The sequence below is a fragment of the Pseudomonas sp. MWU16-30317 genome (assembly GCF_020515695.1).
GTDB lineage: Bacteria > Pseudomonadota > Gammaproteobacteria > Pseudomonadales > Pseudomonadaceae > Aquipseudomonas.
Genome location: NZ_JAIWJA010000002.1, coordinates 241080 through 260884 on the forward strand (window position 1 = coordinate 241080; position 19805 = coordinate 260884).

A 19805-nucleotide genomic window follows, 5' to 3' on the forward strand; every position below is an offset into this window, starting at 1 on the left:
TTTTTAATGGCAATATTTTGTTCTATCTACAACGAGTGACCGGTACGGCACCTTTTCTGGATCCTTTTCGAGCCTAGACGTTGTATCGGCCCGACGAGTGAAACTTGTGAATCTGCCGCAGAGGTCGCCCCAAAAGCCTGGAGTTTTCCCATGCATCCCCGCGTTCTCGAGGTCACCGAACGGCTGATAAACCGCAGCCGTGCCACACGCGATCGTTACTTGCAGCTGATCCGTGAGGCAGCTACAGACGGTCCGCAGCGTGGCAAATTGCAATGCGCCAACTTTGCTCACGGAGTGGCCGGTTGCGGTCCCGAGGACAAGCACACCCTGCGCATGATGAACGCCGCCAACATCGCCATCGTGTCGTCGTATAACGACATGCTCTCGGCCCACCAGCCCTACGAAACCTACCCGGCGCAGATCAAGCAGGCGCTGCGTGAGATCGGTTCGGTCGGGCAGTTCGCCGGTGGCGTGCCGGCCATGTGCGATGGTGTGACTCAGGGCGAAGCCGGCATGGAGCTGAGCCTGGCCAGCCGCGAAACCATCGCGCTGTCTACCGCCGTGGCGTTGTCGCACAACATGTTCGACGGCGCGCTGCTGTTGGGGATCTGCGACAAGATCGTGCCGGGATTGATGATGGGCGCGCTGCGTTTTGGCCATCTGCCGACCATTTTCGTCCCGGGCGGGCCGATGCCGTCGGGTATTTCCAACAAGGAAAAGGCCGACGTGCGCCAGCGCTACGCCGAAGGCAAGGCCAGCCGCGAAGAGCTGCTCGAGTCGGAGATGAAGTCTTATCACAGCCCTGGCACCTGCACCTTCTACGGCACCGCCAACACCAACCAGTTGTTGATGGAAGTGCTGGGCCTGCACTTGCCGGGCGCTTCGTTCGTCAACCCCAATACGCCGCTGCGTGATGCCCTGACTCACGAGGCCGCACATCAAGTCACGCGCCTGACCAAGGCCAGCGGCAACTTCATGCCATTGGGCGAGATCGTCGACGAAAAATCCCTGGTCAACTCCATCGTTGCCCTGCACGCCACCGGCGGCTCGACCAACCACACGCTGCACATGCCGGCCATCGCGATGGCTGCGGGCATCCAGCTGACCTGGCAGGACATGGCTGATTTGTCCGAAGTGGTCCCGACCCTGTCCCACGTGTATCCGAACGGCAAGGCCGATATCAACCACTTCCAGGCCGCGGGCGGCATGGCATTCTTGATTCGCGAGCTACTCGAAGCCGGGCTGCTCCATGAAGACGTCAACACCGTGGCCGGGCGTGGCCTGAGCCGCTATACCCAGGAGCCGTTCCTGGTAGAAGGCAAACTGGAGTGGCGCGACGGCCCGATCGAGAGCCTCGACGAAACTATCCTGCGCCCTGTCCGTAATCCGTTCTCGGCCGAAGGCGGTCTGCGAGTGATGCAAGGCAACCTCGGTCGCGGGGTGATGAAAGTCTCGGCGGTGGCGGTGGAAAATCAGGTGGTCGAAGCGCCGTGCCGGGTGTTCCAGGATCAGCAAGAGCTGGCCGACGCCTTCAAGGCCGGCGAGCTGGAGAAGGATTTCGTTGCGGTGATGCGCTTCCAGGGGCCGCGCTCCAACGGCATGCCTGAATTGCACAAGATGACGCCTTTCCTTGGTGTGCTGCAGGATCGCGGCTTCAAAGTGGCGCTGGTGACCGACGGGCGGATGTCCGGTGCTTCGGGCAAAATCCCGGCGGCCATCCATGTCAGCCCCGAAGCTGCCAGCGGTGGACCATTGGCGTTGGTCGAAGACGGCGATATCATTCGCGTCGATGGCGTCGCCGGTACCTTGCAGGTGCTGGTCGACGCCCAGACGCTGGCCGCGCGCACCCCGGCAGTCGGCACCCTGGCCAATGGCGTGGGCTGCGGACGTGAACTGTTTGGCTTTATGCGCCAGGCGTTCAGCTCGGCAGAACAAGGTGCCTGTGCCTTTACTTCGAGTTTGGAATCGCTGCAATGAAACTGGCGCTGGTAGGTGATATCGGTGGTACCAACGCGCGTTTCGCGTTGTGGGAAGAACAACAATTACATTCGGTTCGGGTCTTCCCGACCGCCGATTACACCAGCCCTGAGCACGCCATTGGCGTGTATCTGCAGGACCTCGGTCTGAACAAGGGCGATATCGGCGCGGTCTGCCTGGCGGTGGCCGGGCCGGTCAGCGGCGACGAATTCCGTTTCACCAACAGCCACTGGCGCATCAGCCGCAAGGCGTTTTGCGCGACCCTGCAGGTCGAGCACCTGTCGCTGATCAACGACTTCACCGCCATGGCCCTGGGTATGACCCGGCTCAAGCCCGATGAGTACCAGACCGTCTGCCAAGGCGATCCGGACCCGTCGCGCCCGGCCGTGGTCATCGGCCCTGGCACCGGACTGGGTGTGGGCACCCTGATGAATCTGGGCGAGCACTGGCTGGCGTTGCCGGGCGAGGGCGGGCATGTCGATCTGCCGGTGGGCAACGCGCGCGAGTCGCAGCTGCGCGCGCACATCGAGGCCGATATCGGCCATGTCAGTGCCGAAACCATCCTCAGCGGTGGCGGCCTGCTGCGCTTGTACCAGGCAATCTGCGCCGTCGATGGCCATACCCCCACGCACAAATCCCCGGCTGAAGTCAGCGAAGGCGCCTTGGCGGGGGAAGCGGTGGCGCTGGCCACCGTCGAGCAGTTCTGCCGCTTCCTCGGCCGCGTGGCGGGCAACAATGTCCTCACCGTGGGCGGTCGTGGCGGGGTGTATATCGTCGGCGGCGTGATCCCGCGTTTCCTCAAGCTGTTCCTTACCAGCGGCTTTGCCCAAAGCTTCGCCGACAAGGGCTGCATGAGCGATTACTTCAAGGGCATTCCGGTATGGGTCGTGACCGCCGAGTTCTCGGGCCTGCTGGGCGCTGGGGTGGCCTTGCAACAGACCCTGGCTTGAGCGTCTAATCAGCACCAGACAGCCGGGCGCTTCGACCCGGCGGATAACAATAAGCGAATCACAAGGACGGTCATGTGAGCACTGCCGGCAAATCGATCCTGCTGGTCGATGACGACCAGGAAATCCGCGAACTGCTGCAGGTCTACCTCAGTCGTGCCGGCTTTGCCGTGCGCACAACGGCGGACGGACGGGGTTTTCGCGAAGCACTGAACGCCGCTGACCCTACCGATCTGGTCATCCTCGATGTGATGCTGCCCGACGAAGACGGCTTCAGCCTGTGTCGCTGGACGCGGGCCCATCCGCGTCATGGCCAGGTGCCGATCATCATGCTCACCGCCAGCTCCGACGAGGCCGATCGGGTCATCGGCCTGGAGCTGGGTGCCGATGACTACCTGGGCAAACCCTTCAGCCCCCGAGAACTGCAAGCGCGCATCAAGGCCTTGCTGCGCCGCTGCTCGTTCAGTCAATCGTCCAATGCCAGCAGCGACGTTCTGGCGTTCGACGAATGGCGCCTGGACATGGTCAGCCATCGGCTGTTTCACGTCGATGGCGAAGAGGTGGTGCTTTCGGGGGCCGATTTCGCCTTGCTCAAGCTGTTTCTCGATCATCCGCAGCAGATTCTCGATCGCGACACCATCGGCAACGCCACCCGCGGGCGCGAGCCGATGCCGCTGGATCGCATCGTCGACATGGCGGTCAGCCGCCTGCGTCAGCGCCTGCGTGATATCGACAAGCCGCCTCGGCTGATCCGCACCGTGCGTGGCAGCGGCTATCAACTGGCGGCCAGCGTTGCGCCTGCCTGAACTGCGCCTGCCCAAGCCACGCCTGCCGCGCTCGCTGCTCGGGCGCATGTTGCTGCTTACCCTGCTGGCGGTGCTACTGGCCCAGGCGTTGTCGAGTGTGATCTGGGTGGCGCAATTGCGCGCCACCCAGCTCGAAGGCCTGGTTACCAGCGCCCGCAGCCTGGCTCATTCGATGGTCGCCAGCGTCAGTTACATTCGCTCGCTGCCGGTGGCTTACCGGCCGATGGTCCTTGAGCAGCTGCGCAGCATGGGCGGTACGCGCTTCGTGGTGACCCTCAACGACAAGCCTCTGGACATGAACGTGTTGCCGCGCACGCCGCGCAAGGACGCGGTCATCGACAGCGTCGGTGAAATCCTGCGCGCCAAGCTCGGCGACCAGGTGGATGTCTCGGTGCAATTCGTGGCCCCCGATGATCTGCGCATCTTCAACAGCGGCCTCAAGCTTGAAGAACTGCCGCGTTCCTGGGCCCACTACGCCTTGACCCTGGAGCCGGTCAATCCGCCGATCCTGGTCACCCAGATCGAACTGGGGGAGGGCGAGTGGCTGTACATCGCCTCCTTGCTGCCCGAGCCTTATACCAGTCTGGAGGAGCAAGGCCTGCCGGCGCAGCAGGTGGCCTTTATCGTCATGACCAGCGCCTTCCTGCTGTTGTTCATCGGCCTGCTGGTGCACTGGCAAAGTCGCCCCCTCAAGCGCCTGGCCCGGGCTGCGCGGGAGTTGTCGCTGGGCGCCGAGGTGGATGGCCCCGCAGTCGATGGGCCGATCACCGAGGGCGGGGGCAGCGAGGTGGTGGAGGTGGCCCGGGCCTTCAACGCGATGCGCGAACGCATCAGCCGCTACCTCACCGAGCGCAGTCAGTTGTTCAGTGCCATCTCCCATGATTTGCGCACGCCCATCACCCGTTTGCGCTTGCGTGTCGAGCTGCTCGAAGACCCGGATCTCGAGGCGCGCTTCAGCCGCGATCTCGACGAGTTGGAGTTGTTGGTCAAGGGCGCGCTGCAATGCGTGAAGGACACCGATATCCACGAAAACATCGAGCCGGTGGACCTCAACCACGTACTCGACTGCTTGGTCGAGCCGTTTCTGTCGCCCTTGGGCAACGGCACCGTGACCCTCGATGGCCGGGCGCGCAGGCCGTATTCGGGCAAGCCGCTGGCGCTCAAGCGCTGTATCGGCAACCTGATCGATAACGCCAGGAAGTACGGCAAGCGTGCCCATGTGCGCATCGAGGATGGCGGCAAGGTCTTTACCCTGCATGTCGACGACGAAGGCCCCGGCGTGCCGGAGCAGCGCCTGGAGCAGGTGTTCGAACCGCACTTTCGCCTGGCCGGCGGTCAGCAGGGCTATGGCCTGGGGCTGGGGATTGCGCGCAATATCGCCCATAGCCATGGGGGGGAGGTGACGCTGCAGAATCTGCGTGAAGGTGGTTTGCGCGTCACCTTGGTGTTACCGAGGGGGTGATGGGCGATCACTGACGGCCTTCGCGGGCAGCCTCAACGCAAATGTCACAGCATGGTGACATTCCCACAGCGATTCGTTACGTGCGTTTTGCCGAATCCTGTTTAGACTCCTCGCAGCGCAAGCACAGACTTGCCCCGGTATAACAACAAGAAAGGTAATCAAATGAATGCGATTTCTCGCCTCGCTACTGTCGTTTCCCTGGCTTCCTTGTTCCCGCTCAGCGCCCTCGCTGCCGATTCCAAAGGCACTGTAGAGGTCGTTCACTGGTGGACGTCCGGTGGTGAAAAGGCAGCGGTCGATGTCCTTAAAGCCCAAGTCGAAAAAGACGGCTTCACCTGGAAGGACGGCGCCGTCGCAGGCGGTGGCGGTGCGACTGCCATGACCGTGCTGAAGAGCCGCGCCGTGGCGGGCAACCCACCGGGTGCCGCGCAGATCAAGGGCCCGGATATTCAGGAGTGGGCCAGCACCGGCTTGCTCGACACCGACGCATTGAAGGAGGTCGCCAAGGACGAGAAGTGGGACAGCCTGCTGTCGAAGAAAGTCTCCGACACCGTCAAGTACGAAGGCAACTACGTGGCCGTGCCGGTGAACATCCACCGCGTCAACTGGCTGTGGATCAACCCTGAGGTGTTCAAGAAGGCCGGGATCGCCAAGGCGCCGACCACCCTCGAAGAATTCTATGCCGCCGGCGACAAGCTCAAGGCGGCGGGCTTCATCGCCCTGGCGCATGGCGGCCAGCCATGGCAGGACAGCACCGTCTACGAAGACGTGGTGCTCTCGGTCATGGGCCCGGAGGGCTTCAAGAAGGCCTTCGTCGACCTCGACCAGAAAACCCTCACCGGCCCGGAGATGGTCAAGGCCTTCACCGAACTGAAGAAAGTCGCCACCTACATGGACCCCAATCGCGCCGGGCGTGACTGGAACATCGCCGCTGCCGACGTGATCAATGGCAAGGCCGGCATGCAGATGATGGGCGACTGGGCCAAGAGCGAATGGACCGCGGCGCACAAGGTCGCTGGCAAGGACTACGAGTGCGTGCCGTTCCCGGGCACCCAGAATGCCTTCACCTACAACATCGACTCGCTGGCCATGTTCAGCCAGAAGGACAAGACCACCACGGCGGCCCAGCAAGATCTGGCCAAAGTCGCGCTGGGCATAGACTTCCAGAAAGTCTTCAGCATCAACAAGGGCTCGATCCCGGTGCGTACCGACATGTTGAACGACATGAGCAAGTACGGCTTCGACTCCTGCGCCCAGACCGCCGCCAAGGACTTCCTCGCCGACGACAAGACCGGCGGCCTGCAGCCGAGCATGGCGCACAACATGGCCACCAACCTGGCCGTGCAAGGCGCGATCTTCGATACGGTGACCAACTACATCAACGATCCGAAAGCCGATCCGCAGGAAACCGCGAAGAAGCTGGCGGCGTCGATCAAGGCGGCTCAGTAAGGCTCAGGAGCGGTGGCGACTCCTTCGCGGGCAAGCCTTGCTCCCACAGGCACCTGTGGGCGCAAAGATTGCTCGCGAAGGGCAAGCAAGCCACGCACCCAGTTCACCCCTGTCGGAGCTTTCACTCGCTTGCATCCTGTAGGGGGATGCAGGGGAACGTCCGGCAGGTTCTATTTGGTTTGACTACGGGATCACGTTGATGAGCTCTGTCGCTGTGTCCAGCAAAGCTTCGCCGTTCGACGCGCTGCAACGCTGGCTGCCCAAGCTGGTCTTGGCGCCCAGCATGCTGATCGTGCTGATCGGCTTCTACGGTTACATCCTCTGGACGGCGGTGATTTCCTTCACCAGCTCCAGCTTCATGCCCACGTACAAGTGGGTCGGCCTGGCGCAATACGCTCGGCTCTGGGACAACGATCGCTGGTGGGTCGCCAGCAAGAACCTCGCGGTATTCGGCTTCCTGTTCATCGCCATCAGCCTGGTGCTTGGCGTGTTCCTGGCCGTACTGCTCGACCAACGCATTCGCCGCGAAGGCTTCATTCGCACGATTTACCTGTACCCCATGGCACTGTCGATGATCGTCACCGGCACCGCCTGGAAGTGGTTGCTCAACCCCGGCCTGGGCCTCGACAAGATGCTCCGTGACTGGGGCTGGGACGGTTTTCGCATGGACTGGCTGGTCGACCCGAGCCGCGTGGTGTATTGCCTGGTGATCGCTGCCGTGTGGCAGTCGTCGGGGTTCGTCATGGCGTTGTTCCTGGCCGGACTGCGGGGTGTCGATCAGTCGATCATCCGCGCCGCTCAGGTCGATGGCGCCAGCTTGCCCACCATCTATCTGCGCATCGTGCTGCCCAGCCTGCGCCCGGTATTCTTCAGTGCCTTCATGATCCTCGCGCACATCGCCATCAAGAGTTTCGACCTGGTGGCGGCGATGACCGCAGGCGGCCCCGGCTACTCCTCGGACCTGCCAGCGATGTTCATGTATTCCTTCACCTTCAGCCGCGGCCAGATGGCCATGGGCTCGGCCAGTGCGATTCTGATGTTGTGCGCGATCCTGACGATCCTGGTGCCGTACCTGTACTCCGAACTGCGAGGCAAGCGCCATGAGTGATCGTCCACAACGCACGCCGCTGAGCCTCAGTCGCGTGGCCATCTACACCGTTCTGCTGATTGCTGCGGCGGTGTATCTGGTGCCGCTGGTGGTCATGCTGCTGACCAGCTTCAAGTCGCCCGACGATATCCGCACCGGCAATCTGCTCAGCTGGCCGGCCGTGGTCACCGGCATTGGCTGGATCAAGGCCTGGGACACGGTCGGCGGGTATTTCTGGAACTCAGTGAGGATCACCGTACCGGCCGTATTGATTTCGACCTTCATCGGCGCGCTCAACGGCTACGTGCTGTCGATGTGGCGCTTCCGCGGCTCGCAATTGTTTTTCGGCCTGCTGCTGTTCGGCTGCTTTCTGCCGTTCCAGACCGTCCTGCTGCCGGCGTCCTTCACCCTCGGCAAGCTGGGCCTGGCCAACACCACCACGGGCCTGGTGTTGGTGCACATCGTGTACGGCCTGGCCTTCACCACGCTGTTTTTCCGCAACTACTACACCAGCGTGCCGGGTGCCTTGGTGGCGGCGGCGCGGCTGGACGGGGCTGGGTTTTTTACCATCTTCAACAAGATCCTGTTGCCGATGTCGATCCCTATCATCATGGTCTGCCTGATCTGGCAGTTCACCCAGATATGGAACGACTTCCTGTTCGGCGTGGTGTTCGCCAGTGGTGACGTGCAGCCGATCACGGTGGCGCTCAACAACCTGGTCAACACCAGCACCGGGGTCAAGGAATACAACGTAGACATGGCCGCGGCGATGATCGCCGGGCTGCCGACACTGCTGGTGTATGTACTGGCGGGCAAGTATTTCCTGCGTGGGCTCGCTGCCGGCGCGGTCAAGGGGTAGAACATGGCAACGCTTGAACTGCGCAATGTAAACAAGACCTACGGCAGCGGTTTGCCGGACACCTTGAAAAATATCGAACTGAAGATCAACGACGGTGAGTTCTTGATTCTGGTCGGCCCGTCCGGTTGTGGGAAATCCACCCTGATGAACTGCATCGCGGGCCTGGAGAATATCTCCGGCGGCGCGATCCTGGTGGATGACAGCGACATCAGCGGCATGAGCCCCAAGGATCGCGACATCGCCATGGTGTTCCAGTCCTATGCGCTGTACCCGACCATGACGGTGCGCGAGAACATCGCCTTCGGCCTGAAGATTCGCAAGATGGCCCCGGCGGCCATCGAAGAAGAAGTCGCCCGAGTCGCCAAGCTGTTGCAGATCGAGCACCTGCTGGGCCGCAAACCGGGCCAGCTGTCCGGTGGCCAGCAGCAGCGTGTGGCCATGGGCCGCGCGTTGGCGCGGCGGCCGAAGATCTATCTGTTCGACGAGCCGCTGTCCAACCTGGACGCCAAGCTGCGGGTAGAAATGCGCACTGAAATGAAACTGATGCACCAGCGTCTCAAGACCACCACCGTGTACGTCACCCACGACCAGATCGAGGCCATGACGCTGGGCGACAAGGTGGCGGTGATGAAGGACGGCATCATCCAGCAATTCGGAACGCCCAAGGACATCTACAACGATCCGGCCAATCTGTTCGTCGCCAGTTTCATCGGTTCGCCGCCGATGAACTTCATTCCCCTGCGCCTGCAACGCCAGGACGGCCGCCTCGTGGCGCTGCTCGACAGCGGCCAGGCGCGTTGCGAACTGGCCCTGGGCATCGACGAGGCCGGCCTCGAGGATCGCGAAGTGATCCTCGGCATGCGCCCGGAGCAGATCGGCCTGGTGGGCAGTGATGCCAGCGAGTTGCCAAGCATTCGCGCCGAAGTGCAGGTCATCGAACCCACTGGGCCGGACACCCTGGTGTTCGTCACGCTCAATCAGACCAAAGTCTGTTGCCGCCTGGCACCGGACATGGCGCCACAGGTAGGCGAGACCCTCAACCTGCAGTTCGATCCGAGCAAGGTGTTGCTGTTCGACGCCAAGAGCGGTGAACGTCTGGGGGTTGTCGGCCAGCCGCAGTCTGCACCCCGCGCCGGTAACGTCGCGCAGTTCAAGGGTCGTTGAAAACCGGCGAATGGCCTGTCATTTGCCCATCGAGTTGTCACTGCAGCACGCCCCGGCTTGAAGGGTTGGGGCTAATAACAATAAAACGAGGACGCAAAGGATGAACAAGTACACCACCAAGGCACCCGCCAGATTGCAGTTGATCGGGCGGCTGTCGATGCTCGGAGCGTTGGGGCTTGCGGGCACGGCCCAGGCGACCGACGCGTTTGACGCCAATTCGCCATGGATGTCCGGCGACTGGGGCGGCACGCGTACCGAGCTGCTGAACAAGGGCTACGATTTTTCCCTGGAGTACGTGGGCGAAGTCGGCAGCAACCTCAAGGGCGGCTACGACCACGACACCACGGCGCGCTACAGCGACCAGTTCGCCCTGGGCGTGAAGTTCGATCTGCAGAAAATCCTCGGCTGGAACGACGCCGAAGCCAAGATCACCATCACCGAGCGTAGTGGTCGCAACATTTCCAACGATCGGATCGGCGACCCGCGTGGCGGCACCTTCAGCTCGTCCCAAGAGGTATGGGGGCGCGGCCAGACCTACCGCCTGACCCAGATGTGGATCAAGCAGAAATACTTCGACGGCGCGCTGGACGTCAAAGTCGGCCGCTTCGGCCCGGGCGAGGAGTTCAACAGCTTCCCGTGCGACTTCCAGAATCTGGCCTTCTGCGGTTCGCAGGTGGGTAACTGGGCCGGTAGCGTCTGGTACAACTGGCCGGTCAGCCAGTGGGCGTTGCGCGTCAAGTATCACCTGACGCCGGACGTCTACGCGCAGATCGGTGCGTTCGAGCAGAATCCGTCGAACCTGGATCGCCAGAACGGCTTCAAACTCAGCGGTAGCGGTACCAAGGGCGTGCTGTTGCCGGTCGAACTGGTATGGACGCCGAAGGTCAACGACTTGCCCGGCGAATACCGTGTGGGCTACTACAAGAGCTCGGCGCAAGCTGACGATGTCTACGAAGGCGCCGACGGTCAGGCCCAGCCGATCTCCGGCGGTGCATACAAGTCTCACGACAGCAAGCACGGCTGGTGGGTCGTGGCGCAGCAACAGCTGACCACGCACAACGGTGACAAGAACCGCGGCCTGAGCATCTTCGCCAACGCCACGGTGCACGACAAGGCCACCAACTACATCGATAACTACCAGCAGTTCGGTTTCACCTACAAGGGCCCGTTCGATGCGCGTCCCAAGGATGATATCGGTATCGGTGTGGCGCGTATCCACGTCAACGACGACGCCCAGGATCAACGCCGTCTGGTCAATGATTTGAGCGGTATCACCGACTATGACAACCCAGGCTACCTGCCGGTGCAGAGCACCGAGTACAACGCCGAGATCTACTACGGCTTCCACCTGGCCAACTGGCTTACCGTGCGGCCCAACCTGCAGTACGTGAAGCACCCTGGCGGTATCGACAAGGTCGACGATGCCATCGTTGCCGGGTTGAAGATTCAGTCGAGCTTCTGAGGATGTAAAAGCGGGGGAGGGGCAATCCCTTCCCCGTTCGTCTCGATGGCCCCTTCGCGAGCAAGGCTTGCCCGCGAAGGCCGTTACGCGGTGAGCCTGCTATTCACTCCTCCGCCGGATAGCGGCTGGCGTTCAAACTCTCTTTGATCTTGCGCAAATGCGGCTGGAAGTCAGTGCCGCGACGCAGGGTCATGCCTGTGGCCAGCACATCGAGTACGGTTAACTGAATGATGCGCGAGGTCATCGGCATGTAGATGTCGGTATCTTCGGGCAGCGGGATGTTCAAGCTCATCGAGCAAGCCTGTGCCAGCGGCGAGTTCATGGCCGTCAAGCCCAGCACTGATGCGCCGTTTTCCCGCGCCGTGCGCGCCACTTCCACCAGCTCGCGGGTACGCCCGGTGTAGGAAATGATCACGAACAGCTCGCCGGTATGGGCCACCGATGCGAGCATGCGCTGCATCAGCACGTCGGCGTGGGCGGTGACCGCCAGGTTGAAGCGGAAGAACTTGTGCTGCGCATCCATGGCCACCGGCGCCGAAGCGCCGAGGCCGAAGAAGTGGATCTGCCGCGCCTGGATCATCATGTCGACGGCGCGGCTGACCAGCGCCGGGTCCAATTGCTGGCAGGCGCTGTCCAGCGAGGCGATGGCGCTGGCAAAGATTTTTTGCGTATAGGCCGCCGGGTCGTCATCCTCCTCTACGGCGCGGCTTACATAAGCGGCGCCGCTGGCCAGGCTCTGGGCCAGTTGCAGCTTGAGTTCGGGATAACCACTGACCCCGAACGAGCGGCAAAAGCGGTTGACGGTCGGTTCGCTGACCTTGGCCGCCTGAGCCAAGGCGGCGATACTGAAGCGTGTGGCCTGCTGAGGGTTGAGCAAGATGGCTTCGGCCACCTTGCGCTCGGCCTTGTTGAGCTCTTCCAGGCGACCTTTGATCTGCTCCAGAAGGTTTCGCGCGCGGTCCATGGTGTCTCCTGGTTGGGGGAAAACAGCCGTTGGGCATCTGCCATGAGGCTGTCGTCAGGGTGGTCTATCGTACTGATGGCCCACTGGGATCACCACTTGAATCTGGTAAAGCGGCCAAATGTTGTGGTTATTACTACATTTACCTTGAAAATCGCCGTTGAAAACGGTATTTCTACTTCAACTTGATAAAAGAAAAAACATCATGCTCTCGAACCCTGCAGACCCTTGCACATTTGCCCTGTTCGGCGCCCTTGGCGACCTGGCACTGCGCAAACTGTTCCCGGCGTTGTACCAGCTGGACAGAGCCGAGCTGTTGCACGCAGAAACGCGCATTCTGGCGCTGTCGCGTGAAGCCGGTACGGTGGACGAGCACCTGGCGAACATCGAGTCGCGCTTGCGCAGCTTCGTCGGCGAAGCGCAGATCGAAGAGGCACCGCTCAAGCGTTTCCTGGCGCGTCTGAGCTACGTGCATGTGGACTTTCTCGAGGTCAACGACTACTACGCGCTGGCCGAAGTGGTGGGCGATGTCGACCAACTGATCGCCTATTTCGCGACCCCGGCAGCGGTCTATGGTGCTATCTGCGAGAACCTGGCCAAGGCCGGGCTGACCGAGCGTACCCGTGCCGTGCTGGAAAAACCCATCGGCCATGACCTGGAATCGTCACGCCGGGTCAACGATGCGGTGGCGCAGTATTTTCCGGAAAACCGCGTCTATCGGATCGACCATTATCTGGGCAAGGAGACGGTACAGAACCTCATCGCCCTGCGCTTTGCCAACAGCCTCTTCGAAACCCAGTGGAACCAGAATTCCATCTCCCACGTGGAGATCACCGTGGCCGAAAAGGTCGGTATCGAGGGCCGCTGGGGCTACTTCGACAAGGCTGGCCAACTGCGCGACATGATCCAGAACCACCTGTTGCAGCTGCTGTGCCTGATCGCCATGGACCCGCCGGCGGACCTCTCCGCCGACAGTATCCGCGACGAGAAGGTCAAGGTGCTCAAGGCCTTGGCGCCGATCACCTCCGACGGCCTGAACACTCAAGTGGTGCGCGGTCAGTACATCGCTGGCTACGCCGAGGGCAAGCCGGTCCCGGGTTACCTGGAGGAAGAAAACTCCAACACCCAGAGCGATACCGAAACCTTCGTCGCCCTGCGTGCCGATATCCGCAACTGGCGCTGGGCCGGGGTGCCGTTCTATCTGCGTACCGGCAAGCGCATGCCGCAAAAGCTGTCGCAGATCGTTATCCATTTCAAGGAGCCGCCGCATTACATCTTCGCTCCTGAACAGCGCCTGCAGATCGGCAACAAACTGATCATTCGCCTGCAACCGGATGAAAGCATTTCGTTGCGGGTAATGACCAAGGAGCAGGGCCTGGACAAGGGCATGCAATTGCGTAGCGGTCCGTTGCAACTGAATTTTTCCGACACTAATCGCGGCGGCCGTACTCCAGATGCCTATGAGCGTCTGCTGCTGGAAGTGATGAAGGGCAATCAGAACCTGTTTGTCCGTAAAGATGAAATCGAATACGCGTGGAAATGGTGTGATCAGCTGATCGCCGGGTGGAAGAAATCCGCCGATGCGCCCAAGCCGTACGCGGCCGGGTCGTGGGGGCCGATGAGCTCGATTGCACTGATTACCCGCGATGGGAGGTCTTGGTATGGCGATATCTGAACTGCAACTGCCCCAGGGTGTAAGCACCCAGGAATTCCCCAGCGCGCCGTTACTGGCCGAGGCGTTGGCCGAGCGTGTGGTGGGGCAACTGCGCGAAGCCATCGAGGCTCGCGGCGTGGCCACGCTGGTGGTCTCCGGGGGCAAGAGCCCGATTGCGTTGTTCCAGCATCTGGTACGCCTGCCGCTGGACTGGTCCAAGGTGGTGATCACCTTGGCGGACGAACGCTGGGTGCCGGTCGAGCACGTCGACAGCAACGAAGCGCTGCTGCGTCGTTACCTGCTGGTAGGCGCGGTGGCCAAGGCGAAATTCATCGGCCTGTACCGCTCCGCCGAGAGTCAGGAAAAGGCCGCGCTGGCCGCTGACGAAGCGCTGGCCGAGCTGCCGGCCATCGACGTGCTGGTGCTGGGCATGGGCGACGACGGTCATACCGCCTCGCTGTTCCCGAACAGCCCGAACCTGACCCAGGCGCTTGACCCGCAGGGTACTCGTCGCTGCTGGCCGATGCTGGCGCCGACCGTACCCCATCAACGCTTGAGCATGAGCCGCGCGCTGCTGGCCAGCGCCCGGCACCCGCTGCTGTCCATTTCCGGACAGGGCAAACTTGATACTTTGCGCACGGCCGCGAGTGGCGATGAAGCCACCATGCCGGTGCGTGCCTTTTTGCAATCCCCGTTGGAAATCTACTGGTGCCCATGAGCCAAGGACCCGCCGCTATGACGACGCCCGCACAACAACAAAGCCGCATGGCCGACAAGATCGCCCGCATCGACGCGATCTGCGCGCAAGCCCGCATCCTGCCGGTGATCACGATCAACCGTGAGCAGGACATCCTGCCCATGGCCGATGCCCTGGCCGCCGGTGGTCTGCGCACCCTCGAGGTGACGTTGCGCTCCGAGCTGGGCCTCAAGGCCATCAAGATTCTGCGCGAGCAACGCCCTGAATTGTCGATCGGCGCCGGTACGGTGCTGAGCCGCGAGATGTATGCGGCGGTCGAGGCCGCTGGCGCGCAGTTCGTGGTCACGCCAGGCGTGACCCAGGACATCCTGCAAGTGGGCCTCGAAAGCGACCTGCCGTTGTTGGCGGGCACCTCCAGCGCCTCCGACATCATGCTCGGCTATGCCCTGGGCTACCGACGCTTCAAGTTGTTCCCGGCGGAAGTCAGCGGCGGTGTCGCCGCACTCAAGGCCCTGGGTGGCCCATTCGTAGGCGTGCGTTTCTGCCCGACCGGCGGCGTGGGCCCGGCCAACATCAAGAGCTACATGAGCCAGCCCAATGTGATGTGCGTGGGCGGCAGCTGGATGCTCGACAGCGCCTGGATCAAGAACGGCGACTGGGCTCGGGTCCAGGAAGCCAGTGCCGAGGCGCTCGCGCTGCTGGACTGATTCCAAAGTTTTGTTGCATGGCTTGACGGCTATTTGTGGTGCGCTCGGTCGGCGCACCTTTTTTTTGCCTGCGAAAACCCGGCCGCCGCTCTCAATACTCCCGCGCTGGTGGCAGGCCATGCTTGGCCCGCAACGGGGCCAGCAGCTCCCCCAAGCCGTTGTGATCGATTTCCTGCATCAGCGCCAACAGTCCACCCAGCTCGCCTGAGGGGAAGCCTTCACGCGCGAACCAGTTAAGGTAAGGCCCTGGCAGATCGGCAATGATTCGGCCCTTGTATTTGCCGAACGGCATCTGTCGAGTGACCAGCAGTTCAAGTTTTTCAGGATTCATTATCAAGCGCAGCAATAAAGAGTATGGAATTTTGAAAATACAGGCATTTTGCATGAGGGCCAATAGACGCTTCATGCATAACGACAGATTCGATAAAGTTCACCTATTCTCAACCTGTTGATTATAAACGTTTTTATATTTATAGAGAGTCTGGCACGAACCCTGCTCTATTCAGGTTAACCCTTAAACAGTTGGAGTTACTGAATATGAACGATCAAGCCAAAGACGTCGTAAAAGTACTGAACAATCTGATCGAAACCTGCAAAGACGGTCAGGAAGGGTTCAAGACTTGTGCTGAAGATATCAAGAACCCTGAATTGAAAGCCCTGTTCATCAAGCGCTCCCAGGAGTGCGGTGTCTCGGCTGGCGAACTGCAGCAGGAAGTCATTGCACTGGGCGGCGAGCCTGAAGATTCCACCAGCGTAAGCGCTGATCTGCATCGCCGTTGGGTCGACTTGAAATCTCTGGTCACCGGCAAGAGCGAAGAAGCCGTGCTTAACGAAGCCGAGCGTGGTGAAGACCATGCCAAGGCCGCCTACAAGGAAGCCCTGGCTCAACCACTGCCAGCGAATATCTATGCCATCGTCGAACGTCAGTTCGGTGGTGTGCAGCGTAATCACGATCAGGTCAAAGCGCTGCGTAATATCGCCCGCGCCAGCTGATTTGCAATGAGTTAATGCGTGTGTCATCCCCTTTGACGCCGGCTGTTGCCGGCGTTTTTTTGCGTGTGCTATCGGCCTTTGATGCTCAGGAGGGCGATAGTTCGAAGACCGGGGACCGGGCGCAGGCGACCTGATTGCGGCCGTTGCGCTTGGCCCGGTACAGGGCCGCGTCGGCTTCGGCCAGCAGCGCTGCCAATGAATCCACGCCTTCAAGGGTCGTGGAGCCCACGCCGATACTGACCGTTACCGATAGCCGCGGGCTGCCCAGCACGCTTTGCTGCTCGACGGCCAGGCGGATGGTTTCGGCAATGGTGCGAGCGCCCTCCAAAGGGGTTTCGGCCAGTACCACCACAAACTCCTCGCCGCCATATCGTGCCGCCAGGTCCGCAGGCCGGTGGGTGCAGTGACGCAGGGTGTTGGCCACTGCACGCAAGGCGTCATCGCCGCCTTGATGGCCATGACGTTCGTTGAAGGCCTTGAAGTGGTCGACGTCGATCATCAGTACCGACAGCGGTTTGTGGGTGCGCAGGGCGCGTAGCCATTCGCGATTAAGCGTTAGGTCCAGCTGTCGGCGGTTAGCCAGGCCCGTCAGGCTGTCGGTGGCGGCCAGGGTGGCGAGCTTGCGCTCGGCGCGTTGGCGTTTTTTCAGTTCCCGGCGCAGCAGGGCGCCCAGCCACAGAATGCCCAGGCACAGCCCGCCGGTAGCGGTGCAGACCAGCACTGCGGTGCGGCGCCAGGCGCCATACACCACCTCGGCAGACACCGCGACCACGACGATCATCGGCAGTTTGCCGACGCGCCCGAACGTATAGAGACGCGCTTTATTATCGTTGCCAGACACCGCCACAAAGCTGCCCGAAGTACCCCCTGCCATTATCTCCAGGAAGTTGCCCCGATGACTATAGTCGGCGCCTGCCACGGCGTCGCCCATGGAGAGCGGCTCGCGGGCGAGCATGAAGCCCTCGTCGCTCATCAGGCTGACGCTGCTGTCCGAACCGATGTTCAGGCTTTTGAACAGATTGTTGAAGTAGTCCAGGCGCAGGGCGCCGGACGCCACACCGAGAAATTGCCCCGAAGGCGATGTGATGCGCCGGCTGAGGCTGATGCACCAGCCCAAGGTGCCGATCTGGTCCAGGAAGGGCCGGCTGACGATGAGGCCGCTGTCGACGTGTTCCCGGTGGGCACGGAACTCCGGCCAGCCGGCGAAATTGGCCTTGCGCGGCGGGTCTGCCAGCGAGTCGGCGACGATGTTGCCTTGCGCATCGATCCACAGCAGGTCGCCGCGCAAGGGCGCACCGGTCGCTTTGCCGAACAGCATGCTGCGCTGCAGGCGGGTGGGGATGGCGCCGAAGTCAGGGTTTTGCGAGGTTTCGATGAGCCCCTGCAGCGAGGCATCGTAGAGATCGATGTTGCGCTGCACTTCGGTGTCGATCAGTTGCACCACGTTGCTGGAGGCGCGAATGGCTGCCAGCTTGGCGCTGCTGTGCTCGCGCACGAGCATGAAGGTCACCAAGGCGATGATCGCCGCCATCGCCAGCACGCAGCCAAGAATCAACGCTCGTTCGGGTAGATCGCGTCTGCGGTGAGTCCGTTCGATCATGGCAGTGAATCTGGCTCGGTCAGTGAGACGGCGTTCAGGAGCGTGATTCCTGAGCGGCGGCGAGGCCCAATCGCCGTGTGACGTCGGGAGCGGCCGTATTCTAGGGGCGTGACCGAGTAGTCACAAGTGATCGAAACGGAGTTGGAAGTACGGCGCGTGGTGGAGGGCAATACTGAAATAAAACTTTTATCGATATTCTCTTTTGTTTTCCTTGGTTTATCTCGGTGACGCGCCAGGGCGAATCGATGTTTATTTGCCAGATCAAATCAAGTGGCAGCAATTATCGAAGCGCTGGAAATATCCAACGGGGCACATCGGTGCCGGAATCGAGTCGATGTCTTCAGGATTTTACTATTGCGCGACCACTTGCACGCGAGTCCCGGGCTTGAGCGCGGTCGGCCCATCGACCACCAATTGGTCACCTTGCTGCACGCCTTCGATGACTTCCAGCATGACCGTGCGATACGTCACCTTGACGGGTACCGAAGCCACGGTGTCGCCTTCCAGGCGGTAGACCGCATCCTGCCCGCCGTCGTGGCGCACCACATCGGCCGGGACCGCCAGCACCTGGCGCAACCAGCCGGTCTGCACCTGCAAGTTGATTGCATCGCCGGCGTGCAGTGTCTGCCGGGCATTTTCAAACTCGGCCTTGACCCGCACGGTGGCCGAGGGGGCTTCGTTGTCGATCAGCGTCAGGCGTCCCTCGGCCAGCAGCGAAGGCGACTGGCTGTTCGCGTAGGCCAATACCGGCGGATTTTCGGTGTCCTGTATCAGGTTCTGCAAGACGGGCAGGGTATTTTCAGGCAGGGCAAACTCGGCGGCCACAGGAGTGGTGCCAGTGGCGCCATGCAGCGAGTGAACGGTGCCCAGGCCGCCGAGCATGCGCGGGACGTCCTGCAGGGTCAGGGTGATGACGCGCACGTGAAGGGCGTCCTGGCCCACGGTTTTATCGCTGCGCGGTGACTGCAGGGCGAAATACAGAGCCAGGCCCAGGCCCGCGACCACTACAACAAGGATTGAAGACTTACGCATATGACTCGGTGCCTGACGCGGAGTATGGGCGCCTATGAAGCGGCCACTACTGAAACGTTTAATGTGAATTAACGGAGTATTCCTACAACCAACTCGGAATTATCCAATAGATCTTGCCAATAGCAGCCACGAGACTTAACACCGAGTCGATCTACGGACGCAAGAGGTAGTCTTGGTGGGTGCCCAGAAAAACAACAATTCTCTATCTTTTTCAATGTTCCTGCTGCCTGTCCTGCTGCTCGGTGGAGGGAGTCTAGGGCTTTATCTTGCGCCTTGGGGGCCTGCGTCCGGAGCCTGGCTGCTGCCCTTCATGGCTGTGGTCATCGGCTTGACGCATGTGTGGCGCTACCGGTGGATGTACTGGCTGTCTTCGAGCAGCACGGTGATCGGTGTGCTGGCGATGTTCATCGCAACGGAGAGCGAGCTGTCACTGACTGCATTGTCGTTTCTGTACTTGTTCGTACAAGCTTGAGCGCGCTATCAACAGGATTCGCGTCGCAGGCAGTGCAGGCCCATGTGCTCATACAGCCGGCGCGCCGGATGGTTGTCTTCGCGCACCCGCAGGTCCATCGAAGCTTCGCCGCGTTGGCGATAGGTTTGCATCGCCCAGGCGAGCAATGCGCGGGCGAGCCCCCGGCGCCGCGCCCGCGGATGCACCACCAGGTCCTTGAGATAGCCGCTGGTCCAGCCCTGCACCAGCGCGATCAGGCCGTGGTTGTCCATGACCAGCAGGCACAAGGCAGGATCGTACTCGGCATTGCTGCGCCACTGCTGCTGCCAGGTGGGCCAGTCAAGCAGGTCGTCGGCATTGGCTTCGCGTAACAGGGCGTAGGCAGGTGCGGCGTCAGCGGCGTCGAACAGGCGCAGCGTTACCTCGGGCGGCCAGAGGGGGGAGGGCGTCGCCTGCTGCAGCGGCATGCGCAGCAACAGGCAATGATCGGCCGCCAT

The 19805-nt window shown here is 61.6% G+C and carries 19 protein-coding genes; 14 read left to right on the plus strand and 5 right to left on the minus strand.

Annotation, left to right across the window (positions count from 1 at the left end):
• Nucleotides 1-150: 150 nt before the first annotated feature.
• The 9 genes from edd (at nt 151) to LIX93_RS05870 (ending at nt 11213) form a co-directional block, all read left to right on the plus strand.
• On the plus strand, nt 151-1977 hold the full coding sequence (edd, locus tag LIX93_RS05830) for a phosphogluconate dehydratase (protein WP_226503067.1): 1827 nt from the start codon (nt 151-153) through the stop codon (nt 1975-1977).
• On the plus strand, nt 1974-2927 hold the full coding sequence (locus LIX93_RS05835) for a glucokinase (RefSeq protein WP_226503068.1): 954 nt from the start codon (nt 1974-1976) through the stop codon (nt 2925-2927). The genes edd and LIX93_RS05835 overlap by 4 nt, the downstream gene beginning before the upstream one ends.
• Before the next feature lie 74 nt (nt 2928-3001).
• On the plus strand, nt 3002-3730 hold the full coding sequence (locus LIX93_RS05840; protein ID WP_226503069.1) for a response regulator transcription factor: 729 nt from the start codon (nt 3002-3004) through the stop codon (nt 3728-3730).
• Between the two features lie 46 nt (nt 3731-3776).
• Entirely contained in the window at nt 3777-5192 is a 1416-nt protein-coding gene (locus tag LIX93_RS05845) for an ATP-binding protein (RefSeq protein WP_275948747.1), read from the plus strand.
• A gap of 162 nt (nt 5193-5354) precedes the next feature.
• Complete coding sequence (locus LIX93_RS05850) at nt 5355-6641, plus strand: ABC transporter substrate-binding protein (protein ID WP_226503070.1); 1287 nt, start codon at nt 5355-5357, stop codon at nt 6639-6641.
• A 199-nt stretch (nt 6642-6840) separates the two neighbouring features.
• Nucleotides 6841-7749 (plus strand): sugar ABC transporter permease, encoded by a 909-nt coding sequence (locus LIX93_RS05855; protein ID WP_226503071.1) that lies wholly within the window; start codon nt 6841-6843, stop codon nt 7747-7749.
• Entirely contained in the window at nt 7742-8587 is an 846-nt protein-coding gene (locus LIX93_RS05860; RefSeq protein ID WP_226503072.1) for a carbohydrate ABC transporter permease, read from the plus strand. Before LIX93_RS05855 ends, LIX93_RS05860 begins: the two co-directional genes overlap by 8 nt.
• 3 nt (nt 8588-8590) lie before the next feature.
• On the plus strand, nt 8591-9751 hold the full coding sequence (locus LIX93_RS05865) for an ABC transporter ATP-binding protein (RefSeq protein ID WP_226503073.1): 1161 nt from the start codon (nt 8591-8593) through the stop codon (nt 9749-9751).
• 100 nt (nt 9752-9851) lie between these two features.
• A complete protein-coding gene (locus tag LIX93_RS05870; RefSeq protein ID WP_226503074.1) occupies nt 9852-11213 on the plus strand; it encodes a carbohydrate porin in 1362 nt (453 codons plus the stop codon).
• Between the two features lie 103 nt (nt 11214-11316).
• On the opposite strand, the gene LIX93_RS05875 is transcribed toward LIX93_RS05870, so the two are convergent.
• Entirely contained in the window at nt 11317-12177 is an 861-nt protein-coding gene (locus LIX93_RS05875) for a MurR/RpiR family transcriptional regulator (protein WP_226503075.1), read from the minus strand.
• Between the two features lie 202 nt (nt 12178-12379).
• On the opposite strand from LIX93_RS05875, the gene zwf reads away from it, so the two are divergent.
• Genes zwf through LIX93_RS05890 form a run of 3 tightly spaced genes read left to right on the plus strand, consistent with a single transcriptional unit; the run spans nt 12380 to nt 15232 of the window.
• A complete protein-coding gene (gene zwf / locus LIX93_RS05880) occupies nt 12380-13849 on the plus strand; it encodes a glucose-6-phosphate dehydrogenase (protein ID WP_226503076.1) in 1470 nt (489 codons plus the stop codon).
• A complete protein-coding gene (gene pgl / locus LIX93_RS05885) occupies nt 13836-14546 on the plus strand; it encodes a 6-phosphogluconolactonase (RefSeq protein WP_226503077.1) in 711 nt (236 codons plus the stop codon). Before zwf ends, pgl begins: the two co-directional genes overlap by 14 nt.
• Before the next feature lie 17 nt (nt 14547-14563).
• Nucleotides 14564-15232, plus strand: a complete 669-nt coding sequence (locus LIX93_RS05890) for a bifunctional 4-hydroxy-2-oxoglutarate aldolase/2-dehydro-3-deoxy-phosphogluconate aldolase (RefSeq protein WP_226503078.1) — start codon at nt 14564-14566, stop codon at nt 15230-15232.
• A 91-nt stretch (nt 15233-15323) separates the two neighbouring features.
• Here the strand turns inward: LIX93_RS05890 and LIX93_RS05895 are convergent, their stop codons facing one another.
• Entirely contained in the window at nt 15324-15563 is a 240-nt protein-coding gene (locus LIX93_RS05895) for a DUF3820 family protein (protein WP_226503079.1), read from the minus strand.
• Between the two features lie 206 nt (nt 15564-15769).
• On the opposite strand from LIX93_RS05895, the gene LIX93_RS05900 reads away from it, so the two are divergent.
• Complete coding sequence (locus LIX93_RS05900) at nt 15770-16225, plus strand: PA2169 family four-helix-bundle protein (RefSeq protein WP_226503080.1); 456 nt, start codon at nt 15770-15772, stop codon at nt 16223-16225.
• Nucleotides 16226-16310: 85 nt separating this feature from the next.
• On the opposite strand, the gene LIX93_RS05905 is transcribed toward LIX93_RS05900, so the two are convergent.
• Together LIX93_RS05905 and LIX93_RS05910 are read right to left on the minus strand one after the other, a co-directional pair.
• A complete protein-coding gene (locus LIX93_RS05905) occupies nt 16311-17825 on the minus strand; it encodes a diguanylate cyclase (protein ID WP_226503081.1) in 1515 nt (504 codons plus the stop codon).
• Nucleotides 17826-18176: 351 nt separating this feature from the next.
• Nucleotides 18177-18857, minus strand: coding sequence for a hypothetical protein (locus tag LIX93_RS05910; protein ID WP_226503082.1), 681 nt, complete (start codon nt 18855-18857; stop codon nt 18177-18179).
• Between the two features lie 175 nt (nt 18858-19032).
• On the opposite strand from LIX93_RS05910, the gene LIX93_RS05915 reads away from it, so the two are divergent.
• On the plus strand, nt 19033-19329 hold the full coding sequence (locus tag LIX93_RS05915) for a hypothetical protein (protein WP_226503083.1): 297 nt from the start codon (nt 19033-19035) through the stop codon (nt 19327-19329).
• Nucleotides 19330-19337: 8 nt separating this feature from the next.
• Here the strand turns inward: LIX93_RS05915 and LIX93_RS05920 are convergent, their stop codons facing one another.
• Nucleotides 19338-19805 (minus strand): GNAT family N-acetyltransferase, encoded by a 468-nt coding sequence (locus LIX93_RS05920; RefSeq protein WP_226503084.1) that lies wholly within the window; start codon nt 19803-19805, stop codon nt 19338-19340.